General features: G+C 68.9%; 24 protein-coding genes. 11 read left to right on the plus strand and 13 right to left on the minus strand.

What is annotated here, in order from left to right:
- Window positions 1–58: 58 nt before the first annotated feature.
- From KUV62_RS14500 to KUV62_RS14540, 10 genes are all read left to right on the plus strand, one after another.
- On the plus strand, window positions 59–592 hold the full coding sequence (locus tag KUV62_RS14500; RefSeq protein ID WP_222604647.1) for a DUF3305 domain-containing protein: 534 nt from the start codon (window positions 59–61) through the stop codon (window positions 590–592).
- Window positions 589–1,236, plus strand: a complete 648-nt coding sequence (locus KUV62_RS14505) for a DUF3306 domain-containing protein (RefSeq protein ID WP_222604439.1) — start codon at window positions 589–591, stop codon at window positions 1,234–1,236. Before KUV62_RS14500 ends, KUV62_RS14505 begins: the two co-directional genes overlap by 4 nt.
- A 17-nt stretch (window positions 1,237–1,253) precedes the next feature.
- The gene (locus tag KUV62_RS14510; RefSeq protein ID WP_222604440.1) at window positions 1,254–1,883 is read left to right on the plus strand and encodes a molecular chaperone; all 630 of its coding nucleotides are present in this window, start codon (window positions 1,254–1,256) and stop codon (window positions 1,881–1,883) included.
- A 50-nt stretch (window positions 1,884–1,933) separates the two neighbouring features.
- Window positions 1,934–2,128 (plus strand): twin-arginine translocation pathway signal protein, encoded by a 195-nt coding sequence (locus KUV62_RS14515; RefSeq protein WP_222604441.1) that lies wholly within the window; start codon window positions 1,934–1,936, stop codon window positions 2,126–2,128.
- 122 nt (window positions 2,129–2,250) lie between these two features.
- On the plus strand, window positions 2,251–5,229 hold the full coding sequence (locus KUV62_RS14520; RefSeq protein ID WP_222604442.1) for a formate dehydrogenase subunit alpha: 2,979 nt from the start codon (window positions 2,251–2,253) through the stop codon (window positions 5,227–5,229).
- Window positions 5,230–5,241: 12 nt separating this feature from the next.
- Window positions 5,242–5,835, plus strand: a complete 594-nt coding sequence (fdh3B, locus tag KUV62_RS14525) for a formate dehydrogenase FDH3 subunit beta (RefSeq protein WP_007802716.1) — start codon at window positions 5,242–5,244, stop codon at window positions 5,833–5,835.
- 110 nt (window positions 5,836–5,945) lie between these two features.
- Window positions 5,946–7,154: a formate dehydrogenase subunit gamma gene (locus KUV62_RS14530; protein ID WP_222604443.1), complete on the plus strand. Its 1,209-nt coding sequence runs from the start codon at window positions 5,946–5,948 to the stop codon at window positions 7,152–7,154.
- A gap of 5 nt (window positions 7,155–7,159) precedes the next feature.
- Window positions 7,160–8,473: a c-type cytochrome gene (locus KUV62_RS14535; protein WP_222604444.1), complete on the plus strand. Its 1,314-nt coding sequence runs from the start codon at window positions 7,160–7,162 to the stop codon at window positions 8,471–8,473.
- A gap of 5 nt (window positions 8,474–8,478) precedes the next feature.
- A complete protein-coding gene (locus KUV62_RS22705) occupies window positions 8,479–8,604 on the plus strand; it encodes a hypothetical protein (RefSeq protein ID WP_261395671.1) in 126 nt (41 codons plus the stop codon).
- A gap of 11 nt (window positions 8,605–8,615) precedes the next feature.
- A complete protein-coding gene (locus KUV62_RS14540; protein WP_222604445.1) occupies window positions 8,616–9,983 on the plus strand; it encodes a sigma-54-dependent transcriptional regulator in 1,368 nt (455 codons plus the stop codon).
- Window positions 9,984–9,987: 4 nt separating this feature from the next.
- Here KUV62_RS14540 and KUV62_RS14545 read toward each other — a convergent pair whose 3' ends face one another.
- The 6 genes from KUV62_RS14545 to KUV62_RS14570 form a co-directional block, all read right to left on the minus strand.
- Window positions 9,988–10,866, minus strand: coding sequence for a helix-turn-helix transcriptional regulator (locus tag KUV62_RS14545; protein WP_222604446.1), 879 nt, complete (start codon window positions 10,864–10,866; stop codon window positions 9,988–9,990).
- A gap of 46 nt (window positions 10,867–10,912) precedes the next feature.
- Window positions 10,913–11,734: a substrate-binding domain-containing protein gene (locus tag KUV62_RS14550; RefSeq protein WP_222604447.1), complete on the minus strand. Its 822-nt coding sequence runs from the start codon at window positions 11,732–11,734 to the stop codon at window positions 10,913–10,915.
- 54 nt (window positions 11,735–11,788) lie between these two features.
- Window positions 11,789–12,565, minus strand: a complete 777-nt coding sequence (locus KUV62_RS14555; protein ID WP_410000861.1) for an ATP-binding cassette domain-containing protein — start codon at window positions 12,563–12,565, stop codon at window positions 11,789–11,791.
- Window positions 12,558–13,280 carry an ABC transporter permease gene (locus KUV62_RS14560; protein WP_222604448.1) on the minus strand — a complete coding sequence of 241 codons (723 nt, stop codon included), beginning with the start codon at window positions 13,278–13,280 and terminating at the stop codon, window positions 12,558–12,560. The genes KUV62_RS14555 and KUV62_RS14560 overlap by 8 nt, the downstream gene beginning before the upstream one ends.
- Window positions 13,281–13,476: 196 nt before the next feature.
- Window positions 13,477–14,730, minus strand: coding sequence for a saccharopine dehydrogenase family protein (locus KUV62_RS14565; protein WP_222604449.1), 1,254 nt, complete (start codon window positions 14,728–14,730; stop codon window positions 13,477–13,479).
- A 51-nt stretch (window positions 14,731–14,781) separates the two neighbouring features.
- A complete protein-coding gene (locus tag KUV62_RS14570) occupies window positions 14,782–15,873 on the minus strand; it encodes a carboxynorspermidine decarboxylase (RefSeq protein ID WP_222604649.1) in 1,092 nt (363 codons plus the stop codon).
- 264 nt (window positions 15,874–16,137) lie between these two features.
- On the opposite strand from KUV62_RS14570, the gene KUV62_RS14575 reads away from it, so the two are divergent.
- Entirely contained in the window at window positions 16,138–16,503 is a 366-nt protein-coding gene (locus KUV62_RS14575) for a YbaN family protein (RefSeq protein ID WP_222604450.1), read from the plus strand.
- A 4-nt stretch (window positions 16,504–16,507) separates the two neighbouring features.
- Here the strand turns inward: KUV62_RS14575 and KUV62_RS14580 are convergent, their stop codons facing one another.
- The 7 genes from KUV62_RS14580 to KUV62_RS14610 are packed head-to-tail and all read right to left on the minus strand — an operon-like array spanning window position 16,508 to window position 24,207.
- Entirely contained in the window at window positions 16,508–17,545 is a 1,038-nt protein-coding gene (locus KUV62_RS14580; protein ID WP_222604451.1) for a glycosyltransferase family 4 protein, read from the minus strand.
- On the minus strand, window positions 17,542–19,116 hold the full coding sequence (locus KUV62_RS14585; RefSeq protein WP_222604452.1) for an ABC transporter permease: 1,575 nt from the start codon (window positions 19,114–19,116) through the stop codon (window positions 17,542–17,544). The genes KUV62_RS14580 and KUV62_RS14585 overlap by 4 nt, the downstream gene beginning before the upstream one ends.
- Window positions 19,113–19,910 carry an ABC transporter ATP-binding protein gene (locus KUV62_RS14590; RefSeq protein WP_222604453.1) on the minus strand — a complete coding sequence of 266 codons (798 nt, stop codon included), beginning with the start codon at window positions 19,908–19,910 and terminating at the stop codon, window positions 19,113–19,115. Before KUV62_RS14590 ends, KUV62_RS14585 begins: the two co-directional genes overlap by 4 nt.
- Before the next feature lie 11 nt (window positions 19,911–19,921).
- A complete protein-coding gene (locus tag KUV62_RS14595) occupies window positions 19,922–20,911 on the minus strand; it encodes an ABC transporter substrate-binding protein (protein ID WP_222604454.1) in 990 nt (329 codons plus the stop codon).
- Window positions 20,912–20,945: 34 nt separating this feature from the next.
- Window positions 20,946–21,869 (minus strand): YbhN family protein, encoded by a 924-nt coding sequence (locus KUV62_RS14600; RefSeq protein WP_222604455.1) that lies wholly within the window; start codon window positions 21,867–21,869, stop codon window positions 20,946–20,948.
- Window positions 21,866–23,527: a sulfatase-like hydrolase/transferase gene (locus tag KUV62_RS14605; RefSeq protein WP_261395672.1), complete on the minus strand. Its 1,662-nt coding sequence runs from the start codon at window positions 23,525–23,527 to the stop codon at window positions 21,866–21,868. Before KUV62_RS14605 ends, KUV62_RS14600 begins: the two co-directional genes overlap by 4 nt.
- Window positions 23,482–24,207 (minus strand): CDP-alcohol phosphatidyltransferase family protein, encoded by a 726-nt coding sequence (locus KUV62_RS14610; protein ID WP_222604456.1) that lies wholly within the window; start codon window positions 24,205–24,207, stop codon window positions 23,482–23,484. The genes KUV62_RS14605 and KUV62_RS14610 overlap by 46 nt, the downstream gene beginning before the upstream one ends.
- Between the last annotated feature and the right edge of the window lie 103 nt (window positions 24,208–24,310).

Here is a 24,310-nt window from a genome sequence, read left to right on the forward strand (position 1 = left end):
ATCAGGGCGGAGGAGAAGAAGGTTCATCGTGACAGCGTATCCGAGCAACGATCAATACATGCCCGTGGGTGTCGTGCTGCGCCGCACGCCCGGCGCCACCCGTTGGGCCAAGTATGCCTGGCGGGCGGTCGCCGTGCTGCCGGGCGCCGGCCCCGCCGACTGGCGCGAGCTGCGCCGCGAGGGCGAGACGGTCGAGTATCACGCCGCCACCCTGCCGCTCGAGCTCTACCGCGCCGAGACCGAGGCCTATCTGCACGGCATCACCGCCCGCGAGCCCAGCGTCTACGTGGTGATGCGCAAGATCGTCGGCGAGCACCCGTTCGAGGTCGCCCTGGTGACCGCCTCACCCTACGAGGCGCAGGATTACTGCGACAGCGGCGAGGACGTGGTCGAGAAGGTGCCGATGCCGCAGGGCCTCTTGGCCTGGGTCGGCGATTTCGTCGAGCGCCACCACGAGGACGAGGAATTCGTCAAGCGCCGCCGCAAGAACGCCAAGGTGGACGGCCAGCAGGATGGCATCGGCGATCCGCGCATCGTCAAGCCGGCCGACATCTACGCCTCGCCCACCCTCAAGCGGGGGCGTCTGCAATGAAGGATTTCTGGTCGCGCCGGAAGGCCGCCGTCGAGGCCGAGCAGAAGGCCGAGACCGAGGCGCAGATCGAGGCGCAGCGCGCCGAGGACGAGGCGAAGCTGGCCGAGCGCAGCGACGAGGAGCTGCTGGCCGAGGCCGGCCTGCCACTGCCCGAAGAGATCACCGACGGCGAGATGGTGCAGAAGTTCCTCAAGTCGCAGCTGCCCCGCCGCCTGAAAAACCGCGCGCTCCGGACGCTCTGGCGCTCCAATCCGGTGCTGGCCTGCCTCGACGGGCTCAACGACTATGACACCGACTTCACCTTCGTGACCCCGGCGGCGGACTTCAAGACGACCTACCAGGTCGGCAAGGGCCTGCTCGCGCATCTCGACTACGTCGCCCAGGGCGCGGCCGAGGACGATGCGGCGCAGCCCGCGTCGGAGGAGGCCCCCGCCGCCATCGCCGCGCAGGCCGAGACCACCTCGCTGCGCGCCCCCGAGACGCTGGGCCCGACCATCGAGGCGCAGCCCGAGATCCCGCCGCTCGAGGCGCCCACGCCCGAACCGGCGCCCGAGATCGCCCAAACCGAGACACACCCCGAAGAGGAAGACAGCCTGCTGCCGGCGAGCAGCCGCCGCATGCGCTTCCGCTTCGAGGCCAGCTGATGACGGACAAATCCCCCATGAGTGCAGCTCCCGACCTGACGACCGAAGCGAAGCCCGCGCCGAAGATCGCGGAAGAGGATCGCCTGCGCGCCGATCTCTACAACTTCCTCGGCCTGATCCTTGCCCGCCCCGCCGATCAAGGCCTGATCGACCAATGCGCCGGGCTCAGCGGCGACGCGAGCCCGGTGGGCGAAGCGGTGACCACGCTCGCCAAGGTCGCCAAGATCTCCCGCCCCGCCGCGGTCGAGAGCGAGTATAACCGCCTGTTCATCGGCCTTGGCCGCGGCGAGCTGCTGCCCTACGCCTCCTATTACCTGACGGGCTTCCTCAACGAGAAGCCGCTGGCGCAGCTCCGCCAGGACATGACGGCGCGCGGCCTCGCCCGCGCCGAGAACGTGTTCGAGCCCGAGGACAACATCGCCTCGCTGATGGAGATGATGGGCGCGATGATCGTCGGCCGCTTCGGGGTGCCGGCGACGCTGGGCCAGCAGAAGAGCTTCTTCAACAGGCATATCGGCCCCTGGGCCGCGCATTTCTTTTCGGATCTCGAGGGCGCCAAGAACTCGGTCTTCTATGCCCCGGTCGGACGTCTCGGCCGGGCTTTCATGGAGATCGAGGCCGAGGCGTTCCGGATGAGCGCGGAGTGATCCGCATCCCGGCGGGCAACCGCCAAAACCCTGAGAGAGGAGGTCTCTCCATGACGAGGAAAGACGAGACGGCCAAGAGCCGCCGCGACTTCCTGAAACTGGCTTCGACCGGCGCACCGCTCGCGGCGGTTGCCGTCGCCACCACCGGCGGCACCGAGGCCGAGGCCGCAGAGCCCGACCTGGCATCGTCCAAGATCCAGGACACCGCGCACACCCGCGCCTACTACGCCGCCGCCCGGTTCTGACCGGACGCTGGATTTCCCGCCAAGGACGACTGGTTGCGTGACGCCCGACTGTCCGAGGCACCTGTAATACCAAGCAAGCGAGGCACCATGCGGGGGCCGAGCACGCAAGGGGAGTGAGAAACATGTTGAGGAAAAAGACCAACGGGGTTGCGCGACGCCCCCAGCGGACAAGTATCCTTTCCGAGGTGGCCAACGCCTCGGTTGACCGCCGCGCCTTCCTGCGCGGCTCGGGTCTGGCGATCGGCGGGCTTGCGGCAGTGGCCGCCACCGGCGGCACCGTGACCCAGGCCACCGCCGCGACCGCGGCCACCGGCGACGTGAAGCGGGTCAAATCCGTCTGCACCCACTGCTCGGTCGGCTGCACCGTCGAAGCAGAGGTCCAGGGCGGCGTCTGGATCGGGCAGGAGCCCGGCTGGGACAGCCCGTTCAACCTCGGCGCCCACTGCGCCAAGGGTGCCTCGGTGCGCGAGCACGCGCATGGCGAGCGGCGCCTCAAGTATCCGATGAAGAAGGTGGGCGGCGAATGGCAGCGCATCTCCTGGGAGCAGGCAATCAACGAGATCGGCGACCAGATGATGTCGATCCGCGACAGCTCGGGCCCGGATTCGGTCTACTGGCTGGGCTCCGCCAAGCACTCGAATGAGCAGGCCTACCTGTTCCGCAAGTTCGCCGCCTACTGGGGCACGAACAACGTGGATCACCAGGCCCGGATCTGCCACTCGACCACCGTGGCCGGTGTTGCCAACACATGGGGCTACGGCGCCATGACCAACAGCTACAACGACATCCACAAGTCGCGCGCGATCTTCATCATCGGCGGCAACCCCGCCGAGGCGCACCCGGTGTCGCTGCAGCACGTGCTGAAGGCGAAAGAGCAGAACAACGCGCCGCTGATCGTCTGCGACCCGCGCTTCACCCGCACCGCCGCCCACGCGGACGAATATGTCCGCTTTCGTCCGGGCTCGGACGTGGCGCTGGTCTGGGGCCTGCTCTGGCACATCTTCGAGAACGGCTGGGAAGACCGTGATTTCATCCGCAGCCGCGTTTGGGGCATGGACGAGATCCGCACCGAGGTCGCCAACTGGACGCCCGACGAGGTCGAGCGCGTCACCGGCGTGCCGGGCAGTCAGCTCGAGCGCGTGGCGCGGACGCTGGCCAACAACCGTCCGGGCACCGTGATCTGGTGCATGGGCGGCACCCAGCACACCAACGGCAACAACAACACCCGTGCCTACTGCATCCTGCAGCTGGCACTCGGCAACATGGGCACCGCCGGTGGCGGCACCAATATCTTCCGCGGCCACGACAACGTGCAGGGCGCGACCGACCTCGGCGTTCTGGCCGACACGCTGCCGGGCTATTACGGCCTGACCGCGGGCAGCTGGGCGCACTGGGCCCGGGTCTGGGAAGAGGATCTCGACTGGCTGAAGGGCCGCTTTGCCACGATGCAGGGCAAGGATGGCAAGGACAAGGCCATGATGAACCTGACCGGCATCCCGGTCAGCCGCTGGATCGACGGCGTGCTCGAGGCCAAGGAAAACCTCGAACAGCCCGACAACACCCGCGCCATGGTGTTCTGGGGCCACGCCCCGAACTCGCAGACCCGCCTCAAGGAAATGAAGACGGCGATGGAGAAGCTCGACCTGCTGGTCGTGGTCGATCCCTATCCCACCGTGTCTGCGATCCTGCACGACCGGACCGACAACACCTACCTGCTGCCGGCCTCGACCCAGTTCGAGACCTATGGCTCGGTGACCGCGTCGAACCGCTCGATCCAGTGGCGTGACAAGGTGGTGGAGCCGCTCTTCGAGTCGCTTCCCGACCACATCATCATGCACAAGTTCGCCACCAAGTTCGGCTTTGCGGATCGCCTGTTCCGCAACATCGAGGTGAATGGCGAGGAGCCGCTGATCGAGGATCTCACCCGCGAGTTCAACCGCGGCATGTGGACCGTGGGCTATACCGGCCAGTCGCCGGAACGGCTCAAGATGCACATGGAGAACCAGCACACCTTCGACCGCACCACGCTGCGCGCCAATGGTGGCCCCGCGGATGGCGATTACTACGGCATGCCGTGGCCCTGCTGGGGCACGCCCGAGATGAACCACCCGGGCTCGGCCAACCTCTATGACACCTCGCTTCCGGTGGCGAAGGGCGGCCTGCCGTTCCGCGCCCGCTACGGCGTCGAGCGCAATGGCGAGAACCTGCTCGCCGAGGGCTCCTACACCGTGGGCTCCGAGATCGAGGATGGCTATCCCGAGTTCACCATGCAGATGCTGATCGATCTCGGCTGGGACAGCGACCTGACGCCCTACGAGCGGCGCATGATCGAGTATGTCGCGGGCTATATCGATCAGCGTCCGGAGACCGACACGGATCTCGGCGAGCAGTCGCAGACCGGGCCCTACCCGTCGGACTTCGCCGAGCAGATCGGCGGCGTGAACTGGAAGACCGACCTCTCGGGCGGCATCCAGCGCGTGGCGATCGCCCATGGCTGTGCCCCTTACGGCAACGCCAAGGCCCGCTGCGTGGTCTGGACCTTCCCGGACCCGGTCCCGGTGCACCGCGAGCCGCTCTACACCAACCGGCGCGATCTGGTGGAAGACTACCCGACCTACGAGGACAAGACCTTCTGGCGCGTGCCGACCATGTACGCCTCGATCCAGAAGAACGACTTCTCGAAGGACTACCCGATCATCCTCACCTCCGGCCGACTGGTCGAGTACGAGGGTGGCGGCGACGAGACCCGGTCCAACCCGTGGCTCGCCGAGCTCCAGCAGAACATGTTCGTGGAGATCAACCCGCGCGACGCCAACAATCTCGGCGTACGCGACGGGGCGGATGTCTGGGTCGAGGGCCCCGAGGGCGGCAAGGTCAAGGTGATGGCCATGGTCACCCCGCGGGTGGGCGAGGGCGTGGCCTTCATGCCCTTCCACTTCGGCGGCCATTTCGAGGGCGAGGATCTGCGCTCGAAATATCCCGACGGGGCGGATCCCATCGTTCTGGGTGAATCCACCAACACCGCGCAGACCTATGGCTACGACTCTGTCACCCAGATGCAGGAGACCAAAGCCACCCTCTGCAAGATCATGCCGGCGTAAGGAGAGCGAGACATGGCACGAGCTAAATTCCTCTGCGATGCCGAACGCTGCATCGAGTGCAACGCCTGCGTCACCGCGTGCAAGAACGAGCACGAGGTGCCGTGGGGCATCAACCGCCGACGGGTGGTGACCATCCAGGACGGCCAGCCGGGCGAACGCTCGATCTCGGTCGCCTGCATGCACTGCTCGGACGCGCCCTGCATGGCCGTCTGTCCGGTCGATTGCTTCTACCAGACCGAAGACGGTGTGGTGCTGCACTCCAAGGACCTGTGCATCGGCTGCGGCTACTGCTTCTATGCCTGCCCCTTCGGCGCGCCGCAGTATCCGCAGGCGGGCAACTTCGGCTCACGCGGCAAAATGGACAAGTGCACCTTCTGCGCCGGTGGCCCGGAAGAGAACACCTCCGCCGCCGAGTTCCAGAAGTACGGGCGCAACCGGATCGCGGAAGGCAAGCTGCCGATCTGCGCCGAGATGTGCTCGACCAAGGCCCTGCTGGCCGGTGACGGCGACGAAGTGTCGTCGATCTACCGCGAGCGCGTGGTCGCGCGGGGCTTCGGCTCCGGCGCCTGGGGCTGGGGCACCGCCTACGACGAGAAGGCCAACTGAGGCCGGACGACCGGCGGGCCCCCGGGCCCGCCAGCGCCTGAACGAGACGCGCGGGGCGGCGTATGCCGCCGTTCCGCGCGGATCTTCCGTGACCGACATTGGAGATGACCATGCTGCGCCATCTGTTGGCCCTCATCGCACTGGTCCTGATGACCGCCGCCCCCATGGGCGTCGCGGCGCAGGGAACCCTTGTGCCCCCCGAGCCCGACCGCTCCGCCACCGGCGGCGCGCAGACGCTCGAAGACATTCTGCGCCGCCAAGCCGGCATCAACGTCGATGACGAGTTCCGCCGCGAGAACATCGGCGGCGAGCCCCCCGAGGCGCCCGAGCTCGGCACCCTCGGCGGCGCCTCCGACCCCGACCTGTGGCGCGCCCTGCGCTACAACGAGATCGACCCGACCGTCACCACCCTCAACCCCAACGGCAAGGTGCTGGTGCAGGACGGCGGCATGTGGTGGCTCGAGTTCCGCGAGGGCCCGCTGCGCACCTATGGCGGCTGGCTGCTGCTCGGCACCATCGCGCTTCTCGCGGTGTTCTTCCTGCTGCGCGGCCGCATCGAGATCGACGGCGGCAAGACCGGCAAGACCGTGCTGCGCTTCAAGTGGATCGAGCGCTTCGCCCACTGGACGCTGGCCGGCTCCTTCGTGCTGCTCGGCCTGACCGGGCTGCTGACGCTCTTCGGCCGCAAGTACCTGATTCCGGCCTTCGGCCACGAGCTCAACTCGGTGCTGCTGACGGGCTCGAAATTCATCCATAACAACGTCAGCTGGGCCTTCATGATCGCTCTGGTCATGGTCTTCGTGATGTGGGTCTGGCACAACCTGCCCGACCGCACCGACATCACCTGGTTCGCGCAGGCCGGCGGCATCATCGGCGACAAGCACCCGCCGGCGAAGAAGTTCAACGCGGGTCAGAAGATCATCTTCTGGTCGGTGATCGTGCTCGGCGCCTCGGTGTCGGTCTCGGGCCTGTCGCTGCTCTTCCCCTTCGACCTGCCGCTTTTCGCCAAGACCTTCGCGATCCTCAACGACTGGGGCGTTCCGGGCTGGTTCGGCTGGGAGAGCTTCCCGGTGGCACTGGCGCCACAGGAAGAGATGCAGTTCGCCCAGCTCTGGCATGCCATCGTCGCCTTCCTGATGATGGCGGTGATCATCGCCCACATCTATATCGGCTCGGTCGGCATGGAGGGCGCCTATGACGCCATGGGCTCCGGCCAGGTCGACGAGAACTGGGCGCACCAGCACCACTCGATCTGGTACGACAAGGTGAAGGCGCGCGAGGCGGAGGCGGCCAGCAAGTCGGCCACCCCGGCGGAGTGAGCGCCATGGGCCGGCTGGCCTTGGCGCTCGGCCTGATGTTCTGCGCCGCGCCCGTCCTGGCACAGGAGGCGGCGCAGGACGCATCGGAGCCGGAGTTCCACACCCTCAATGGCCATGGCGGGCCGGTCATGGCCATTGCCGTGGCCCCCTCGGGGCAAGTGGCGACGGGCAGCTTCGACAATTCCGTCGGGCTCTGGGACGAGGTCACGCCGCGCTGGCTCGAAGGCCACGCGGCGGCGGTCACGGCGCTGACCTTCGGGCCCGGGGGCACGCTGGTCTCCGGCGGCGACGATTTCACCGTGCGGCTCTGGGGCGAGGAGCCCCGCACGCTTGGCCAGCATCAGGGCAAGGTGACGGCGCTCGCGGTCTCTGCCGATGGCGCGACCGTCGCCAGCGGCAGCTGGGACGGCTCGATCATGCTCTGGCCGCTCTCGGACGGCGAGCCACGCGCCCTGCCCGCCCCCGGCGCGGGCGTCAACGCCGTGGCCTTCGGGCCCGAGGGCGCGCTCTACGCCGCCACCATGAGCGGCGTGCTGCTGCGCTACGATCTCGCAGGCGGCTCCCCGGTGCCGCTGGTGCAGCACGGCTTCGGCATCAACCGGCTAGCGCTCGGCGACGGCTGGATCGCCTATGGCGCGGTCGATGGCGGCACCCGCGTGCTCGACCTTTCCACCGGCGAGCAGATCGCCGACCTGACGCTCGACCGCCGCCCGATCCTGGCGCTGGCGCATCACGCGGCCAGCCACCAGTTGGCGGTGGGCGACGGCGAAGGCTTCATCATGATCGTCGACACGCAGGAGTGGCGCATCGCCCGCGATTTCCGCGCCACCCGAAAGGGGCCGGTCTGGGCGCTGGCCTTCTCGCCCGACGGGGCGGTGATCCATGCCGGCGGGCTCGACGATGTCGCCTATGCCTGGCCGGTCGCCATGCTCGACCAGTTCGCGCCCGGCATCAGCGGCGCGCGCTCCTTCCTGCGCGAGGCCGAGACCATGCCCAATGGCGAGCGGCAGTTCATGCGCAAATGCTCGATCTGCCACGCCCTGACCCCCGGCCCCTCGCGCAAGGCCGGGCCGACCCTGCACGGCATCTTCGGCCGCCGCGCCGGCACCGTGCCGGGCTACAGCTATTCAGACACGCTCGACGGCTCCGACATCGTCTGGAGCGAAACCACCATCGACGCGCTTTTCGATCAGGGTCCGGACCACTACATTCCCGGTTCCAAGATGCCCATGCAGGTGATCTCCGGCGGGGGTGACCGCGACGACCTGATCGACTATCTCAAACAGGCCAGCACCGCGCCGGCCACCACAGGAGAGTGACCCACATGAAAGCCATGCTTACCGGCTTCGTTGCCATCATCGTCATCGGCGTCGCGGCCTATTACGGGCTGCACGAGATCGGCTTCTCGTCCGCGGAGGTCTATTCCGGCCCCAACGTCCGGCTTGACTGAGCGCAGGCCCCGTGACGCCCAAGGATCTCTCCCGTGACGAGTACGGCCCCGCGCTGGCCGGTGCCTCGATCCTCGTGGTCGATGACGAGCCCGGCATGCGCAACTTCCTCGTCAAGACGCTGTCGCCCCGGGTGCAGCGCGTCGAGCAGGCCGCCTCGCCGCTCGAGGCCACGGAAAAGCTCGACGCGGCGCATTTCGACCTGGTGATCCTCGACAACGTCATGCCCAAGACCAGCGGGCTCGAGTGGCTGGCCGAGCAGCAGCGCCGCGGCTTCTTCGGCGACACCATCCTGATCACCGCCTATGCCGATCTCGAGACCGCCATCGCCGCGCTGCGCGCCGGGGTCAGCGATTTCGTCCTCAAGCCGTTCCGCGCCAACCAGATCCTCGGCGCGGTGGCGCGCACGCTCGACCGCAAGAACCTGCGCCGCGACAACACCCTACTCCGGCGCGAGCTGCGCACCGGGCTGTTCCAGGGCAAGCTGCTGGGCAAGTCCGAGGTCATGGTCGCTGTCCGCGCCATGCTGGCCAAGCTCGCGCCGCTACCCACCCCGGTCCTCTTCACCGGCGCCAGCGGCACCGGCAAGGAGCTCGCGGCGCGCCACCTGCACCAGCTTTCCGACCGCGCCGACAAGCCCTTCGTGGCGGTCAACTGCGCCGCGATCTCGACTGAGCGCATGGTCCAAGAGCTGTTCGGCAGCATCGAGGGCGGCGAGCGCCTGAGCCCCGGCCTGTTGCTGCTCGCCGATGGCGGCACGTTGTTTCTCGACGAGGTGGCGCAGATGCCCGAGGCGCTGCAGGCGGCGCTCCTGCGGGTGCTCGAGGATCAGCGCATCCGCCCGGTGGGGGCCGAGCGCGAGCTGCCGCTAAACCTGCGCTTCCTCTTCGCCACCAATGCCGACCTTCAGGCGCTGGTGGCGCAGGGCAAGTTCCGGGCCGATCTCTATCACCGCATCAACGTCCTCACCGTCGAGATGCCGCCGCTGAGTGACCGCTCCGACGACATCCTCGAGCTGGCGGCGCTCTTCACCACGCAATTCTCGCAATCTCTCGGGATGCCGGGGCTCGAGCTCGACGAGCAGACCCTGCTGAAGCTGCGGCGCTACGACTGGCCGGGCAATGTGCGCGAGCTGCGCAACCTCGCCGAACGCTCGGTGATCCTCGGCGGCTTCCCGGAGGAATTCTCCGGCGGCGGCTCGGTCACCGGGGCGCAGGCGATCGAGGATCTCGACCTCGTGGTGCAGCGCCACATCCTGCACATGCTCGATCTCTGCGATGGCAACCGGGCCGAGGCGGCACGGCGGCTCGGGGTCTCGCGCAAGACCATCGACCGCAAGATCGCGCAGTGGGACCAGGACGCTCTTTCGCCCTCGGAGTGACCGCTCAGGCGTTCCAGACAACCTCGCCAATCCGCGAGATATCGTAGCCGCCGAGGCTCTTGGCGCGCTGGCGGAAGGTGTCGGAGCGGCAGAATGCGATTAGCCCCTGCATCGGAGGCTCGAAATAGGCGCGTCGGTCGATCAGCAGGTCGAAGCGCTCCTCGATCACCGGCACGAAGCCCAGCCCGTAGGCGCGGGCCACGGATTCGAGCCCGAAGGTGACATCGGCCTCGCCCCGGCGCACGCTCTGCACCGCCTCGTCCTCGCTGCGCTCCATCGCGGTCTCGGTCACGGTGGCGAGATCCAGCCCCGCCTCCGCCGCCAGATCGCGCAGCAGCCCAGCGGTGCCCGAGCTTTCCTGACGCGGCGCCAGCCGCAGCCCGCCGAGATCGGCCAGCCCCGTCGGCTGCGGTCCGTCCTCCCGCAAGACCAGCCCGCGGCGGCGGGCGGCGAAGCGCAACAGCACCGCGTTCTGCCCCTCGCCCACCTCGCGGGCGGCGCGCAGGTTCCACGAGCCGTCCGCGTCGCGCACGTGAAGCCCGGTGGCCACGCCCTCGCCCGCCGCGTAGCGCGCGAGCCCGTCGAGCGAGCCGTCGAAGAAGGTGGCAAACCCGCAGCGCGACTGGCGGATCGCCCAGTCGAGCAGCGGGTCGTGGCTGCCGAGAAAGACGCCCGGACGGGGCGTCGAGGCCGCGCCGCTTTGCGCCCCCGCGATCCACGCCCGCACTTCGGCGGCGGGAAACAGCAGCTTTCCGGTGGCGCGCGAACAGGGCACCTCGCCCGAGGCGGCAAGATCGTAGACCTTGCGCTCCTTCAGGCGCAGCAGATCGGCCAGTTCGCGGACGGTGAGATATTCGTGGGTCTGGGTCTGCAGGTCTGTCATGGGCTCGCGAAATGGGGGCGGCACCCTTGCCGCCCCCGCGACCCTATCAGCTTCCTGCAGCGTTGGGGAAGAACAGCTGCTGCCCGTCGACCTCGTAGGCGGCAATCGCCGCCTGCCCCGCCTCGGAAACCAGCCAGTCGGCAAAGTCCTGTGCTGCCTCGATCTTGACCGAGGGGCAATGCTCCGGGTTCACCGGGATCACGCCGTATTGGTTGAAGAGAGCCTCGTCGCCCTCGACCTCGACGCTGTAATCCTGCTTGTTCTGGAAGCTGATCCAGGTGGCGCGGTCGGTCATCACGTAAGCGCCCATGCCGATGCCGGCGTTGAGCGTCGCGCCCATGCCCGAACCGGTCTCGCGATACCACGCGCCCGACGCCGCCGTCGGATCGACGCCGGCCGCCTTCCACAGCGCCACTTCCTTCTTGTGGGTTCCGCTGTCGTCGCCGCGCGAGGCGAAGAGCGCACCCGCCTCCGAAATCTTGGTCAGCGCCGCCTCGACATCGCTCATGCCAGCAACGCCCGCCGGATCGCTCTCCGGGCCGACGATGACGAAGTCATTGTACATCAGGTCGGTGCGCTGGGTGCCGTAGCCCGCCGCGACGAATTTCTCCTCCGAGGGCTTGGCGTGCACCAAGAGCAGGTCTCCGTCGCAATTCTCGGCGTTCTTGATCGCCTGACCGGTGCCGACGGCCACCACGTTGACGGTGATGCCGCTCTCGCCGGTGTAGATCGGCAGCAGGTAGTCGTAGAGCCCGGAATTGGCGGTCGAGGTGGTCGATTGCACGATGATCGACGTGTCCTGCGCGGCCACGGCCCCCGCAAGCGTGAGCGAGGCCGCCGTGGCGGCGATCAGTCTGGCGAAAGTCATGGGAAATCCCTTTTTGTCTTCTGTGGTCTGTGGGTCTGGGAGGGTCCGGCGGGATCAGAGCACGATCCGACCGGCGAGATAGTCGCGCGCCGCCTGCGACTGCGGCTCGGGGAAGAACTCCGCCGCCGCGCTGTGCTCGGCGACGCGGCCACGATGCAGGAAGACGACGTCATCGGCGATGCGCCGCGCCTGCCCGATATCGTGGGTGACAAAGACGATGCGGGTGCCCCGCGCGCAGGCCTCTCCGACGATGCGCTCGATCACCTGCACCGAAGCCGGGTCGAGGCTTGCGGTGGGCTCGTCAAGGAACAGCACCTCGGGATCGGTGGCCAGCGCCCGGGCCAGCGCCAGACGCTGCGCCTCGCCGCCCGAGAGCGAGCGGGCGGGCTGGCGCGCCTTGTGCGCAAGGCCCACATCCGCGAGCAGCGCGTCGCGGCGGGCGCGGTCACCGCCGCGCGCCTTCAGGACGAAATCGAGATTGGCCGCCACCGAGCGGCGCAGCAGCACCGGCTTCTGAAACACCAACGCCTGCCGCGCGGTGGCCTCGGTCGCGGGCAGGCCGTTCCAGCTCACCGAGCCGGCGCTCGGGGCGAGCAGTCCGTGCAGCAGCTTCAGCAGGATGCTCTTGCCGGCGCCATTCGGCCCCATGATGACGGTGCAGCCGTGGCGCGGCAGAGTCAGCTCGACGCCATCGAGCAGCGCGCCCTGCGCGATGTCGAGCCGCAGCCCCGAAACCCGCAGCGGCAGCAGCGGCAAGCTCGGCGCATAGGCCGCGCGGCGGCGGGGGATGCGGACGGCGTCGGTCATCCGCAGGTCGGAGAGGTCAGACATGGGCGGCCCCTAAGCTTGCTTGTCTGGCGGCGCTCATGCGCAGCATCTGGACGCCGGCGTTCACCCCGAGCGCGATCACCAGCAGGATGATCCCCAGCGCCAGCGCCAGCGGCAGGTCGCCCTTCGAGGTCTCGAGGGCGATGGCGGTGGTCATGACGCGGGTCAGGTGATCGATATTGCCGCCCACGATGATCACCGCGCCAACCTCGGCGGCGGCACGCCCGAAGCCCGCGAGCCCCACGGTCATCAGCGCGTAGCGGCCATCCCAGAGCAGCGTGGTGATGCTTTGCCAGCGGGTCAGGCAAAGCGAGCGGAACTGTTCGGCATATTCGCCGTGCAAATCCTCAAGCACCTGCCGCGACAGCGCCGCGACGATCGGCACGATCAGGATGGTCTGCGCCACGATCATGGCGCCCGGCGTATAGAGCAGCCCGAGAAACCCGAGCGGCCCCGAGCGCGAGAGATAGAGATAGACAAGCAGGCCAACGACCACCGGCGGCAGCCCCATCAGGGCGTTGATCAGCACCAGAACGGCGCCCCGGCCGCGAAAGCGGCTGACGGCGACCAGCGCGCCCACCGGCAGGCCGATCGCGCAGGCGATCAGGGTCGCGCTCAGGCTCACCTGAAGCGACAGGCCGACGATCTCGAAGAGATCGGCGTCGCCGGACAGCACCAGCGACAGCGCCAGCCGGAAAGCCTCCCCGATATCTTGCAAAATCTACCTCCCTTCGGAAATTTTGCAGTCTTTCGACCATAGCTGCAATATGCGGCGATGCAAGGCATCTCGGCCGGGAACGCGGGCAGATGGCGCGCTTGTGAGGTCCACCGTTTCCTGCGCCGCCCCCCGAACGCAAAACGCCCCCGCAGGATCTGCGGAGGCGTTCGCGTTGATCTCGGGTGAGAGCGGCGGATCAGCCGTTGAGCTCGTTCCAGGCCATGTCCTCGCCGCCGAGGCCACCCTTCTGGACGCGGGTCGGCAGGCCGATGCGGTCGAGGATGGTGAAGAACGGCTTCGGGTCCATCTCCTCTACGTTTTTCATGGTCTTTGCGTCCCACTCGCCGGTGGCGATCAGCATCGCCGCGGCAACCGGCGGCACGCCGGCGGTATAGGAGATGCCCTGCGAGCCCACTTCCTCGTAGGCTTCCTTGTGATCGGCCACGTTGTAGACAAAATACTCGACCTCTTCGCCGTCCTTCACGCCCTTGACCAGATCGCCGATGCAGGTCTTGCCGGTGTAGTCCGGCGCCAGCGAGGCGGGATCGGGCAGGCAGGCCTTGACCACCTTCAGCGGCACCACCTCCTGGCCCTCGGCGAGGGTCACCGGCTGCTCCGACAGCAGGCCGATGTTTTTCAGCACGGTGAAGACGTTGATGTAGTGATCGCCGAAGCCCATCCAGAAGCGCACGTCGGCGTCTGGATAGTTGGTCGCCAGCGAATGCACCTCGTCATGGCCCGACTGGTAGGCCTTGGACGGGCCGACCACCGGAAGATCCCACTCGCGCCCGGAGGCGAACATGGTGGTTTCCTTCCACTGCTTGTCTTCCCAGTAATAGACCACGCCGGTGAATTCGCGGAAGTTGATCTCCGGGTCGAAATTGGTGGCGAAATACTTGCCGTGCGAGCCGGCGTTGATATCGACGATATCGATGCTCTTGACCTCGTCCATCTGGTCGATGACAAAGCGGGCATAGGCGTTGACAACGCCCGGATCGAAGCCCGCACCGAGGATCGCGGTCACGCCCTTCTCGGCGCAGCTGTCGCGGCGCTTCCACTCGTAGTTGGCATACCACGGCGGGGTCTCGCAGATCTTGTCGGGCTCTTCGTGAATCGCGGTGTCGATATAGGCGGCGCCGGTCTCGATGCAGGCGTCGAGCACGTGCATGTTGACGAAGGCGGTGCCCACGTTGATCACGATCTCCGCCCCGGTCTTGCGGATCAGCGCGGCCACCTCGGCCGATTGCGTCGCGTCGACCGCGTGGGCCTCGAAGGCACCGTCGACCTTCATCGCGCCCTTGGCATGCACGCTCTCGATGATCGCGTCGCATTTGGCCTTGGTCCGGCTGGCGATATGCAGGTCACCCAGCACGTCGTTGTTCTGGGCGCATTTATGCGCCACCACCTGGGCGACGCCGCCGGCGCCGATGATGAGAACGGTCTTCTTCAAGACTTTACCCTCCTTGAACTTTAAGTGGGTGCGCCGCGAGGCGCGGTCGTGTCACGACAGGGCCGCCGCGAAATCCTCGTATCCGAAGCTGCGCACGAGGCGCTCGGTGCCGTCAAGCTCACGGATGGCGATCGACGGCATCTGCACGCCGTTGAACCAGTTCTTCTTGACCATCGTGTAACCGGCGGCATCCTGGATGCTCAGCCGGTCGCCGGCCTGCAGCGGCTTGGGGAAGCGGAACTCACCGAAGATGTCCCCCGCGAGGCAGGACTTGCCGCAGATCATCCACTCCTGATCGCCGCTTTCCTGCATCTTGGCGCTCTCGCGATAGATCAGCAGATCCAGCATATGCGCCTCGATCGAGCTGTCGACGATGGCGAGGTTCTTGCCGTTGAACAGCGTGTCGAGCACCGTCACCTCGAGCGTGGTCGATTTGGTGATCGCCGCCTCGCCGGGCTCGAGATAGACCTGCACCTCGTTCTCGCCGGCGAAGCGCTTGAGCCGCTCGGCCAGCTTGTCGAGCGGGTAGCTCTCGCCGGTGAAATGGATGCCGCCGCCGAGCGAGATCCAGTTCATCCGCCTGATGAGCGCGCCGAAGCGGGCCTCGATCTGGCCCAGCATCTCGTCGAAGCGCTCGAAGCTCGCGTTCTCGCAATTGTTGTGGAACATGAAGCCCGAGATCAGCTCGGCCACCGGCTCGATATCCTCGGGCGCGTGCTCGCCGAGACGCGAGAACGGCCGCGCCGGATCGGCGAGGTCGAAGCCCGAAGTCGAAACGCCGGGATTGACCCGCAGCCCGCGGGTGTGATCGCGGCTCTTCTCCTCGAAGCGCATGAGCTGCTGCGCGGTGTTGAAGATCACCTTGTCCGACGAGGCCAGCACCTCGTCGATCTCGTCCGGTGCCCAGGCCACGGAATAGGCATGGGTCTCGCCGGGGAATTTCTCGCGCCCGAGCTTGACCTCGAAGAGCGACGAGGAGGTGGTCCCGTCCATGTACTCCGACATCATGTCGAAGACCGACCACGTGGCGAAGCATTTCAGCGCCAGAAGCGCCTTGGCGCCCGACTGCTCGCGGAGATGGGCGATCTTCTCCATGTTGGGCAGGAGGCGGGATTTGTCGATGAGGTAGTAGGGCGTCTGCATGCGCGTCAGGACCTTGGCTGCGAGGGAGGCGTGATGCATCGGGCGGGGCTGTGTGGGGGCCACATAGTCCGACTGACCCCACGTCGCAAGCTTCCAGCGGGGTGTGAGCCGCTTTTTCCGCCTGTTTCTCGGCCTGTGACGGTGAAGAGCCGAGCGCCGGGAACCGATGGGCCCGGGCGCAGGTTGGCACAAAAGCGCAGAGGTCGCATGGCAATTCGCCCCCGCCCGGCCTAGATTGCGCAGGACGCAAGAGGCGGAACCCGCATGCGCTTTGTCTGGATCACGCTCGGAACGCTGGCCCTCGGGCTGGGGCTGCTCGGCATCGTGCTGCCGGTGCTGCCGACGACGCCCTTCGTGCTGCTCGCCGCGTTTTCCTACGCGCGCGGCTCGGACCGGATGCACCGGATGCTGGTCGAGAGCCGGCTCTTCGGCCCGATGATCGCCGACTGGCAGGCCGAGGGTGCGATCTCGCGACGCGCCAAGATCACCGCCGCCAGCATGATGCTCTTGGTCTTTGCCGTCAGCCTCTGGATGCGCCTACCCTGGCCGGCACTGCTGTTTCAGGGCCTCGCCATGGGCGGCGCCGCCACCTACGTGCTGACCCGGCCGCTGCCGGTGCGCGACCGCTGAACGCTCAGAGCCTGTCGAGCACGTCTCCCATGATCGCCGCCGTCTCCGACCAGCGCGGCAGCTCCCGGCCCTCGGCCCAGGCCTTGCGGGCCAGCGACTCGCGGGCGCTGTCATCGCTCAGCAGGTGGCGCAGATGGGCGGCGAACGCCTCCGGGTCATCCGGTGGGGCCAGCAGCGCGCCTTCCCCCACCGTGTCGGGCACCGCACCGCTCGCGCAGGTGACGATGGGCAGCCCGTGGCAGAGCGCCTCGGCCAGCGCCATGCCGTAGCCCTCGTAGCGCGTCGCCAGCGCGAAGACCCGCGCCTCGCGATAGGCCTGCGCCAGCGCTTGGTCCGATAGCTCGCCGGCGAGAGCGATCCGCCCGGCCAGCCCGGTCTCGGCGATCAACGCGCGCAGCTCCGCCTCCACCGCCGGATCAAAGCTCTTGCCGACGATTTGCGCGTCCCAGTCGAGATCCGAGACGCGGTCCAGCGCCCGGATCAGCACGTCATGGCCCTTGCGCCGCGCCAAGAGCCCGACCGAGAGGATGCGCGGCCCGGCCTCGATCCGCGGCAGATCGCGCGGGCCATCATAGCCCGGCAGCGCCACGGTGATCTTGCCCGGATCGGCGCCGAGCTCGGTATAGGTCCGCTTGGTGTGCGGGCTCGTCACCACCACCGCACGGGCGCGCCTGATATTGGCGATCTCCTGCGCCAGCAGGTGCCGCGAGAGCGCGGGCGCAAGGCCCTGCTCCATGCCCATCGGGTGATGCAGCATCGCCACCACCGGGCAGCGCAACCGCGCCAGCCCCTCGGTCTTCATCGCCGCGAAGACCAGCCCGTCGAGGATCAGCGGCTGATCCTCCGGCAGCGCCTCCAGCACCCGCGCCACCTCGGCCCGCAGCGCCGCGCTTTGCTCTCCTGCCGCCCCCTCGGCGGGAAGCGATACATGGGTGACGGCGCGCCCCGAGGCCTGCAACTCCTCCAGCAGCCGGCGCTGGTAGATGAACCCGCCGGTCTTCTGGCGGTGATCGCCCGGGATCGCAAAGGCGCAGGCTCTCATCGCGCCAGCTGCTCGGCATTGGTGCGCGCCAGCACGACCCGCTCAAGCGCGACGACAGCCCCATGCGCCAAGACCGCCGCCAGCCCGATCAGCGCGATGGCGCTCCACAGCATGCCGTAATCCGAGGTCGAGGCCACGGTCGCCATCAGCGCGCCCACGCCGCGCCCGGTGGCGAGCCACTCGGCGGTGGTCACCGCGAGGATCGCCGCAGGGATCGCCATCCGCGCCGAGGCGAAGAAGGCCGGCAGCATCGCCGGGAGCTGCGCCCCGAGCATCCGCCGCCAGCGCCCCGCCGCGTAGACCTCGAAGAGGTCGAGCACCGCGCGCGGCGTGCGCGCCAGCCCATGCAGGCAGGCGACCAGCGTCGGGAAGAAGATCATCACCGCGACTACTGCGATGGTGCCCGCCGCCCCCCGCCCCAGCGCCCAGACGATCAGCGGCGCGGTGGCGACGATGGGGATCGAGCGCAGCGCGATCGCCACCGGCATGGTGAACGCCGCAGCGCGCGGTGCCAGCGTCAGCGCCACCGCGAGCCCCGCCCCGAGCGCCAGCCCGGCGAGGTAGCCCGGCGCCGCAAAGGCCAAAGTCTCGCCCATGGCAGCGAAGAGCTTGGCCCGGTGCGCCTCCGCCCCCGGCCCGCTCACCATGTAGGCCCAGACATCCTCCGGCCGCTTGGCAAAGAAGCGCGGCAGCGCGAAAAGCTCCATCGTGCCCTTCCAGAGCGCCAGCGTCACTCCGAGCGCCAGCAGCGCCTCGCCCGGCCCCTGCCACGCGCTCCGCCGCGCCTGTCCCGGCGCGGCCAAAAGCACCTGCGGCGGCGCGAGATCGAGCCTGCGCCCGGCCCAGCCCACGGCGGCGAAGGCCAGCACCGAGACCGCGGAGGTGATGACCGCGATGCTCCACGTCGCCGGCAGGTCTAGCGCCCGCAGCGCCCGCACCGTCAGCACGCCCAGCCCCCGCTCCGCCCCGGTAAACTCGCCCACCATCGCCCCGAGAAACGCCGCCGGAGCGGCGATCTGCAGCCCCGCCACGAGATAGGGCAGCGCCGCCGGCAGCCGCACCTCGCGCAGCGCCACCATGCGTCCGCGCCCGTAGCTGCGCACCAGATCGAACCAGCCCTGCGGCGCGGCGCGCAGCCCCACCAGCACCGGCAGGAAGGTGGTGTAATAGACCGCCAGCGCCGCCAGCGTGACCTGCGGCCCGTCCCCGGGGCCATAGAGCACCCGCAGGATCGGCCCGGTCGCCACCAGCGGCAGGCAGAACACCAAGAGCGCCAGGGTCGAAATCAGCCGCTCGCCCCGCGGCAGGAGCACCACCAGCAGCGCCATCAGCACACCGGCGAGATTGCCCCAGACAAAGCCCCTGAAAGCAGCCCAGAGCGTCACCCCAAGCGCCCGCCAGAGCAGCCCGGCATGCTCCGTCATGTGCAACAAAATGGCGCTCGGGGCGGCGATGAAGAAGCTCTGCGCCGTCAGCCGCGCCACGATCTCCCAGACCGCGACCGCCAGCACCGAGCCGATCAGCCCGCCCCCCGGCAGGCGCGCGCCCCGCAGCGCCAGCGCCCCGCTCATTGCGCCGCGAGCCGGCCCGGCGCCTGCCCCTCGCGCAGCGCCGCCGAGACCTGCCCGCAGGTCTCGCGGAAGGCCTCCGAGCCCAGCACCACCGCATCGCGCGGGCGCGGCAGATCCACGGCGATATCGGCTGCAATGCGCGCCGGGCGCGGGGTCAGGACGAGGATGCGGTCCGAGAGCCGCACCGCCTCGGCCACCGAGTGCGTCACCAGCACCGAGGTCGCGCCATGCGCCTCCCAGAGTGGCGGCAGCTCGGCGTTGAGCCGGTCGCGGGTCAGCTCGTCGAGCGCGCCGAAGGGCTCGTCGAGCAGCAAGAGCTCCGGCGCGCTCGCCATCGCCCGGGCAATCGCGGCGCGCTGCCGCATGCCACCGGAAAGCTCCGCCGGGCGCTGCGCCTCGAAGCCCGAGAGCCCCACCAGCTCGATCAGCTCGGAAACCGCGCCGGCATCGCGAGGACGGCGCGCCAGCGAGCGACCGAGCGCCACGTTGCCGGCCACCGTGCGCCAGGGCAAGAGCGCCGCGTCCTGAAACGCCACCGACAGCGCCGCGCGCTTGCGCAAATCGTCGGGGCTCTCGTCGCCGATGCGGATCTCGCCCGAGGACGGGCGCTCGAGCCCCGCGATCAGGCGCAGCAACGTCGACTTGCCACAGCCCGAGGGCCCGACCAGCGCGGTCATGCTGCCCCCGGCGAGCCGAAGGTCGAGCGGCGCCACCGCCGGGACCTCGCGCCCCGGCGCGCCGAAGCTCTTCGAGACGCCGGTCAGGCGGATGTCGGGCCGTGGTTCATCAGGCATCCCCGTGCCTCTCAGCCATGCACCTCTTCCAGGATCGAGCGATCCCAGAGATCGGCGCTCACAGGCTTGTCGAGCAGCGCCAGCGTCTCGACATTGGCGGCTACGGTCTCGTCGGTGAACCAGCCGAAGCCCTCGGCCTCGGTCAGATCCGAGAACATCAGCGGCACCTGACGCTCGGCCTGCAGCTCCTGCGTCGCGAGATCGAGCCCGGAATCCGGGAACATCTCGACGGTGAGCGCCGCGGCAGCGGCGGGGTCGGCGTGGTAGTCCTGCCAGCCCATCACCTCGCCCTTCATCAACGCCACGAGCTGATCGCGGCGGTTCGCAAGGCTGTCCTCGGTGGCGATATAGGTCTGCGAGTGCACCGCGTAGCCGTGATCGGCAAGCAGCATGGTGACGCTCTCGACGCCCTGGATCTCCATCGCGACCGGCAGATCGGTGGCCCAGCAGAGCAGGCAGTCGACCTGCCCTTGCACGAGCGGCGCAGGGTCATATTGCGTCGGCACAACCTCGATTTCGGCGATGTCGACATCGTTGATTGAACACAGCGCCTCAAGCACCGGCATGTTGGCCAGCGCCATGCCGATCTTCTTGCCGACGAGATCCGCGGGGCTGTTCACCGGGTTTTCCGCCAGCGAGGCGATGGCGAAGGGGTTCTTCTGCATGGCGACACCGATGATCTTGAACGGCGCGCCCTGGTTGACCGCCGCGGCGGTGTAATCCGCCGCCGAGATGCCGACGAGCGCGGTGCCCGCCACCACCGGCGGCTCGACCGGCGCGTTGGGGCCGCCGGGCTGCAGCGCCACCTCGAGACCGGCATCGCTCCAGTAGCCCTTGTTTTGCGCGATGTAGCTGCCGCCGAACTGCACCGAGTGCAGCCAGGAGAGCTGGAAGTTGACCGCCTCCTGCGCCAGCGCGCGGCGCGGCAGGATCAGCCCGGCGGTGGCGGTGGTGAGGGCGCCGCCAAGAAAGAGGCGGCGGCTGGGGGTGCGGAACGTCATGGCAAAAGTCCTCCCGGTTTTTCAGAAGAGTAGGTTATTCGCTTGGCGAAGCAATCTTTGCGGCCTCCTGCGGGGCCTCAGGGCGCGGGCGTTGCAGGAAGAATGCCCCCGGCAGGGCAGCGAGCAGCATGGCGAGGCCGAAGGCGATGCTGGCGGCTATGCCGGCCTCAGCCCCGAGCCCCGCCATCGCGAAGAGGCTAGCCGCCGCGCCCTCGCGCCAGCCCCAGCCTGCGACCGACGCGGGCAGCAGCATGGCGGTCAGGATCAGCGGCACGATCAGCAGCGCGGTGGCAGGGGCAAGCGCACTGCCGGTGGCGCGGGCGGCAAGGCCGAAGCCCGCGACGGTCAGCAGCGCGACGGAGAGCGACAGCCCGGCCTGTATGGCCCAGCGATTTAGCAGCGCGGTCTTCACGGCGCGCCGCCAGCCATCCTCGCGGCCGCCGGCGCGGCTGAGTCCGAGCGGCACCAGCGCCAGCAGAAGCGTTATGAGCAGGCCCAGCGGCAGCCACGCAATGGAGGGCAGGTTCGCCGGCAATACCGCCCGCGGCGCCGCCGCCATCAGCACGAGGCCAAGCACCGCCACCAGCGCCATGCCGGCCTGCCCCGAGGCGCGCTCGAGCACCACTGCCTGCGCGGCGCGGCGCATCGGCCCGCCCTTGCGGCTGCGCATCGCCCGCGCCGCATCGCCCAGCACGCCCCCGGGCAGCGTCTGGTTGACGAACTGCGCGAGGTAGTACTCCCGGACCGCCTCCCCGCCGCCGAGCGGCAGTGACAGCGCCCGCGCCGTCAGCGTCCAGCGCAGCGCCGAGAGCAGCGTCACCGCGTGCAGAGCCACCATCGCCGCGACAAACCAGCCGAGCGACAGCCCCGAGAGCCGCGCCAGCACCGCGCGCCCGTCGGCGAGCCACAGGCAGAGCGCAATCAGCGCCAGCGGCAGCAGGATGCGCAGCCATCTCACAGGCCGCCCTCCGGCTCGAGGCTCGTCGCCGCCAGAAACCGGTCGCGGAAGGCGCTCATCGGCCAGCTCTCGAGCGCCGGATCGGGGGTCAGGCCGCGGCTCCAATCCCAGCTCTCGAACAGCGCCACCGCCTCGGGCGGCCCGATCATGTGCACCGGCACGTCCATCCCGCCGCGCTGCGAGACGAAGCCCGCCGCCTGATGATCGCCCAGCACGATCAGCAGCGGCGGCGTCTCGCGCGGCAGCGCGGCCCAGTTCAGCACCGTCTCGATGGAATAGTCGAGCGCGCGACCATAGTGATCTCGGATGGTGTCGCGATTGGCCCAGACCTCGCCCGGGCTCGGCCCCTGCGACGCCTGCGCATCGAAGACCCGCCCATCGCCGACCTGCGCCCAAGGCACCATCTCTGCCACCGGCGTCCAGGGCGCGTGGCTCGAGATCAGCGCGATCTCGGTCAGGAGCGGCGTGCCGTTCGGCGCCAGTCGCTCATAGGCGGAGAGCGTGTACTGATCGGGCATCGTCACCCAGTTGAAGGGCTGCCCTTGATAGCCAAGATCAGCGGCGGCCAGCACCGTGCCGAAGCCAAGCTGCGGCCCCTCAGGCCAGGGCATGACGATGGCCGGCGCCACGGCGACGCTCTCGTAACCCGCCTCTTGCGCCAGCGTGAACAGCGTCTTGCGCGGGCTGGCCAGCAGCGCCCGGTAACGGGTCTGGTCGCTGACATCGAGCCCCGAAGCCAGCGCCCCGTGGGCCAGCCAGCTCTGCCCGCCCATCACCGGCGAGGCCAGCCAGCCCGAGCGCGCCTCGAGCCCCGCCTTCGCAAGCGCGTCTTCGCCCGCCTCCAGCGTGGCCGCGTGGCGCTCGGCGTAGAGCGGATTGTCATAAGCCGCGCGGCCATAGCTCTCGATGAAGACGATCACCACGTCGCGCCCGCCGAGCTGCGCCAAAAGCCCCTCACGGCTGGCCCAGGGGTCGGTTTCGGCGGCGGTGCGGAATTCGGCCAGCGCATCGCGCGAACGGTTGAAATCGCGCAGGTGCTCGGCGCCGAGCCGCGCGGTGAAGGCGGCGCCCGGCGGGTTCCAGCCCTGCCAGCCGTTGAGCGCAGTACGGATCTCGACCGCCGAGAGCCCGGCAAAGACCAGCGCCAGGGCCCCCGCAACGGCGCGCAATGAGACCGGCAGACGGCTGCCCGTGCGGGCCCAGAGCGCAAGCGCGCGGTAGAGCAGCCAGGCGACGGCAGCGAGTGCCAGCGCCAGCAGGAGCCCGACGATCAGCGTGCCGGCCACGCCGATACTGCCGGACAGGAGATGCAGCCCGGCGGGCAGCAGGTGCATGTCGGCCAGCGGGTCGAAGCCGCGCGAAAACGCCGTGTAGACGCCGAAATCCGCGAGTTTCACGAGCACCATGAACAGCAGCGCCAGCGCCGCGATCCCCGCCAGCCAGACCGCCCGCCGCCCCAACGCCAGGAGCCCCAGGAGCAGCACCGGCAACTCGAGCGGCACGAGCCGCAGGGCGCGCCAGCTCAGCGCGCTCGGGTGGTTGGGCTGGATCAGGACGAGATCGATCAGCAGCGCCGAGGCGATGAGCCCGACCGCCAGCCGCGCGCCGCCGCTCACCGGTGCCTCGCCAGCCAGAGCGCGTCGACCGCGAAGGACCATGTCAGCAGCGCCAGCGCGGCAAGCGCAATCGCCACGCTCAGGGGCGGCGTCACAACCGGGGCGAGCAGGATGACCAGAGCGCCGATCTGGAGCACGCAGACCAGCTTGCGCCGGAAGCGCTGCGGCAGCGGCGCGGCGAGCCACGGCAGGGCATAGGACGCCAGCACGAAGAGATAGCGCATCCCGCCCAGGAGCAGCACCCAAACCCCCGCCGCGCCACTCTGCCAGACCACCGCCGAGAGCAGCAGCGCGAAGACCGCGTCGACCTCCATGTCGAACCGCGCCCCCCACGGCCCCGCGAGGCCGGCGCGCCGCGCCAGCGGCCCGTCGAGCCCGTCGAGCGCCAGCGTCACCAATGCCAGCACAAAGATCGCCCACCCGGTCGCGCCTTCCGTCAGCCCGGGGCGCAGCAGCGGCACCAGCATCAGCGCCGCCAGCGCCAGCCGCGCAAGCGTCAGCGCGTTGGCATAGCCCAGCCGCGGCGCGCGCCAGTGGCGCTGCAGGCAGAGCGCAACCACCCCGGCGCCGAGGGCAAAGCCCAGCACCGGGCTCAGCATCGGCGCCCCGGCCAGCGCATCCGCCAGCAGGAACAGGCCGACGGCCAGCGCTCCGGTCAGGAGAAGCAGCGCGGCGACCGGGCCCGGGGCGCGGATCGGGGAATGTGCATCGGGCGAGTGCATTTGAAATGAAGTGTCACAGCTTGGGGTCCTGTCAAGCTGAGTGCTGTTTACCGGGGAGGAAGGTTCATATTATCGTGAGAAAGATCGACCCAGGAGGAGAACC

It is taken from the genome of Salipiger bermudensis (assembly GCF_019801965.1).
GTDB lineage: Bacteria > Pseudomonadota > Alphaproteobacteria > Rhodobacterales > Rhodobacteraceae > Salipiger > Salipiger bermudensis_A.

Bases quoted from the DNA above. Each gene is read 5' to 3' on its own strand.
- KUV62_RS14500 (WP_222604647.1), top strand. From the start codon at position 59: ATGCCCGTGGGTGTCGTGCTGCGCCGCACGCCCGGCGCCACCCGTTGG.
- KUV62_RS14505 (WP_222604439.1), top strand. From the start codon at position 589: ATGAAGGATTTCTGGTCGCGCCGGAAGGCCGCCGTCGAGGCCGAGCAG.
- KUV62_RS14510 (WP_222604440.1), top strand. From the start codon at position 1,254: ATGAGTGCAGCTCCCGACCTGACGACCGAAGCGAAGCCCGCGCCGAAG.
- KUV62_RS14515 (WP_222604441.1), top strand. From the start codon at position 1,934: ATGACGAGGAAAGACGAGACGGCCAAGAGCCGCCGCGACTTCCTGAAA.
- KUV62_RS14520 (WP_222604442.1), top strand. From the start codon at position 2,251: ATGTTGAGGAAAAAGACCAACGGGGTTGCGCGACGCCCCCAGCGGACA.
- fdh3B (WP_007802716.1), top strand. From the start codon at position 5,242: ATGGCACGAGCTAAATTCCTCTGCGATGCCGAACGCTGCATCGAGTGC.
- KUV62_RS14530 (WP_222604443.1), top strand. From the start codon at position 5,946: ATGCTGCGCCATCTGTTGGCCCTCATCGCACTGGTCCTGATGACCGCC.
- KUV62_RS14535 (WP_222604444.1), top strand. From the start codon at position 7,160: ATGGGCCGGCTGGCCTTGGCGCTCGGCCTGATGTTCTGCGCCGCGCCC.
- KUV62_RS22705 (WP_261395671.1), top strand. From the start codon at position 8,479: ATGAAAGCCATGCTTACCGGCTTCGTTGCCATCATCGTCATCGGCGTC.
- KUV62_RS14545 (WP_222604446.1), bottom strand. From the start codon at position 10,866: ATGACAGACCTGCAGACCCAGACCCACGAATATCTCACCGTCCGCGAA.
- KUV62_RS14550 (WP_222604447.1), bottom strand. From the start codon at position 11,734: ATGACTTTCGCCAGACTGATCGCCGCCACGGCGGCCTCGCTCACGCTT.
- KUV62_RS14555 (WP_410000861.1), bottom strand. From the start codon at position 12,565: ATGTCTGACCTCTCCGACCTGCGGATGACCGACGCCGTCCGCATCCCC.
- KUV62_RS14570 (WP_222604649.1), bottom strand. From the start codon at position 15,873: ATGCAGACGCCCTACTACCTCATCGACAAATCCCGCCTCCTGCCCAAC.
- KUV62_RS14575 (WP_222604450.1), top strand. From the start codon at position 16,138: ATGCGCTTTGTCTGGATCACGCTCGGAACGCTGGCCCTCGGGCTGGGG.
- KUV62_RS14580 (WP_222604451.1), bottom strand. From the start codon at position 17,545: ATGAGAGCCTGCGCCTTTGCGATCCCGGGCGATCACCGCCAGAAGACC.
- KUV62_RS14585 (WP_222604452.1), bottom strand. From the start codon at position 19,116: ATGAGCGGGGCGCTGGCGCTGCGGGGCGCGCGCCTGCCGGGGGGCGGG.
- KUV62_RS14590 (WP_222604453.1), bottom strand. From the start codon at position 19,910: ATGCCTGATGAACCACGGCCCGACATCCGCCTGACCGGCGTCTCGAAG.
- KUV62_RS14595 (WP_222604454.1), bottom strand. From the start codon at position 20,911: ATGACGTTCCGCACCCCCAGCCGCCGCCTCTTTCTTGGCGGCGCCCTC.
- KUV62_RS14605 (WP_261395672.1), bottom strand. From the start codon at position 23,527: ATGGTCCTTCGCGGTCGACGCGCTCTGGCTGGCGAGGCACCGGTGAGC.
- KUV62_RS14610 (WP_222604456.1), bottom strand. From the start codon at position 24,207: ATGCACTCGCCCGATGCACATTCCCCGATCCGCGCCCCGGGCCCGGTC.